This window comes from Staphylococcus sp. HMSC65H10 (genome assembly GCF_001839185.1).
GTDB lineage: Bacteria > Bacillota > Bacilli > Staphylococcales > Staphylococcaceae > Staphylococcus > Staphylococcus simulans.
Window position 1 is genome coordinate 1 of the sequence record NZ_KV840348.1, and the last position, 3,104, is coordinate 3,104.

Below are 3,104 nucleotides of genomic sequence, written 5' to 3' on the forward strand. Positions count from 1 at the left end.
ATTATACATTCAAAACTAGATAGTAAGTAAATTTCAATTCGACCAATCAAAACTTGAAATTTGATTAAGTCTTCGATCGATTAGTATTCGTCAGCTCCACATATCGCTATGCTTCCACCCCGAACCTATTAACCTCATCATCTTTGAGGGATCTTATAACCGAAGTTGGGAAATCTCATCTTGAGGGGGGCTTCATGCTTAGATGCTTTCAGCACTTATCCCGTCCATACATAGCTACCCAGCTATGCCGTTGGCACGACAACTGGTACACCAGAGGTATGTCCATCCCGGTCCTCTCGTACTAAGGACAGCTCCTCTCAAATTTCCTACGCCCACGACGGATAGGGACCGAACTGTCTCACGACGTTCTGAACCCAGCTCGCGTACCGCTTTAATGGGCGAACAGCCCAACCCTTGGGACCGACTACAGCCCCAGGATGCGATGAGCCGACATCGAGGTGCCAAACCTCCCCGTCGATGTGAACTCTTGGGGGAGATAAGCCTGTTATCCCCGGGGTAGCTTTTATCCGTTGAGCGATGGCCCTTCCATGCGGAACCACCGGATCACTAAGTCCGTCTTTCGACCCTGCTCGACTTGTAGGTCTCGCAGTCAAGCTCCCTTATGCCTTTACACTCTATGAATGATTTCCAACCATTCTGAGGGAACCTTTGAGCGCCTCCGTTACACTTTAGGAGGCGACCGCCCCAGTCAAACTGCCCGCCTGACACTGTCTCCCGCCATGATCAATGGCGCGGGTTAGAAATCCAACACAGCTAGGGTAGTATCCCACCAGCGCCTCCACGTAAGCTGGCGCTCACGCTTCTAAGGCTCCTACCTATCCTGTACAAGCTGTGCCGAATTTCAATATCAGGCTACAGTAAAGCTCCACGGGGTCTTTCCGTCCTGTCGCGGGTAACCTGCATCTTCACAGGTACTATGATTTCACCGAGTCTCTCGTTGAGACAGTGCCCAAATCGTTACGCCTTTCGTGCGGGTCGGAACTTACCCGACAAGGAATTTCGCTACCTTAGGACCGTTATAGTTACGGCCGCCGTTTACTGGGGCTTCGATTCGTAGCTTCGCAGAAGCTAACCACTCCTCTTAACCTTCCAGCACCGGGCAGGCGTCAGCCCCTATACATCACCTTACGGTTTAGCAGAGACCTGTGTTTTTGATAAACAGTCGCTTGGGCCTATTCACTGCGGCTCTTCAGAGCGTGAACCCTAAAGAGCACCCCTTCTCCCGAAGTTACGGGGTCATTTTGCCGAGTTCCTTAACGAGAGTTCTCTCGCTCACCTTAGAATTCTCATCTTGACTACCTGTGTCGGTTTGCGGTACGGGCACCAGTTATCTAGCTAGAGGCTTTTCTCGACAGTGTGAAATCAACGACTCGAGGAAAACATGTTTCCTCTCCCCATCACAGCTCAACCTTGAGAATGGCGGATTTGCCTACCATTCAGTCTCACTGCTTAGACGTGCACTCCAACAGCACGCTTCGCCTATCCTACTGTGTCCCCCCATCGCTTAAAACGATAAATGGTGGTACAGGAATATCAACCTGTTATCCATCGTCTACGCCTGTCGGCCTCGACTTAGGACCCGACTAACCCAGAGCGGACGAGCCTTCCTCTGGAAACCTTAGTCAATCGGTGGATGGGATTCTCACCCATCTTTCGCTACTCACACCGGCATTCTCACTTCTAAGCGCTCCACATGTCCTTGCGATCATGCTTCGACGCACTTAGAACGCTCTCCTACCATTGTCCTACGGACAATCCACAGCTTCGGTAATATGTTTAGCCCCGGTACATTTTCGGCGCAGTGTCACTCGACTAGTGAGCTATTACGCACTCTTTAAATGATGGCTGCTTCTAAGCCAACATCCTAGTTGTCTGGGCAATACCACATCCTTTGCCACTTAACATATATTTTGGGACCTTAGCTGGTGGTCTGGGCTGTTTCCCTTTCGAACATGGACCTTATCACCCACGTTCTGACTCCCAAGTTAAATTGATTGGCATTCGGAGTTTGTCTGAATTCGGTAACCCGAGAGGGGCCCCTCGTCCAAACAGTGCTCTACCTCCAACAATCATCACTTGAGGCTAGCCCTAAAGCTATTTCGGAGAGAACCAGCTATCTCCAGGTTCGATTGGAATTTCTCCGCTACCCTCAGTTCATCCGCTCACTTTTCAACGTAAGTCGGTTCGGTCCTCCATTCAGTGTTACCTGAACTTCAACCTGACCAAGGGTAGATCACCTGGTTTCGGGTCTACGACCAAATACTCAACGCCCTGTTCAGACTCGCTTTCGCTGCGGCTCCGCATTTGCTGCTTAACCTTGCATCAGATCGTAACTCGCCGGTTCATTCTACAAAAGGCACGCCATCACCCATTAACGGGCTCTGACTACTTGTAAGCACACGGTTTCAAGTTCTCTTTCACTCCCCTTCCGGGGTACTTTTCACCTTTCCCTCACGGTACTGGTTCACTATCGGTCACTAGAGAGTATTTAGCCTTGGGAGATGGTCCTCCCGGATTCCGACGGAATTCCACGTGCTCCGTCGTACTCAGGATCCACTCAAGAGAGAATAAACTTTCGACTACAGGACTTTTACCTTCTCTGGTTCAACTTTCCAGATGATTCGTCTAATTTATTCCTTTGTAACTCCGTATAGAGTGTCCTACAACCCCAATGAGCAAGCTCATTGGTTTGGGCTCTTCCCGTTTCGCTCGCCGCTACTCAGGGAATCGATTTTTCTTTCTCTTCCTGCGGGTACTAAGATGTTTCAGTTCTCCGCGTCTGCCTTCGGACATGCTATGTATTCACATGTCGATAACACAACATAACTTGTGCTGGGTTCCCCCATTCGGAAATCTCTGGATCAACGCTTACTTACAGCTACCCAAAGCATATCGTCGTTAGTAACGTCCTTCATCGGCTTCTAGTGCCAAGGCATCCACCGTGCGCCCTTAATAACTTAATCACGTTATTAATATTGTGAGTAATCGCTTGCCGTCGGCAATTGATTACTAGCGATTCATTTAAATGAATAAAGCTTTTAAAACTCTAATTCACTCGGTTTTGCTTGGTAAAATCTATTTTT

The 3,104-nt window shown here is 49.2% G+C and carries 1 rRNA gene; it reads right to left on the minus strand.

The annotated features are described in order from the left end of the window. Positions 1 to 60 precede the first annotated feature (60 nt). A 23S ribosomal RNA gene (locus HMPREF3270_RS06795) occupies positions 61 to 2,984 on the minus strand. Positions 2,985 to 3,104 lie beyond the last annotated feature (120 nt).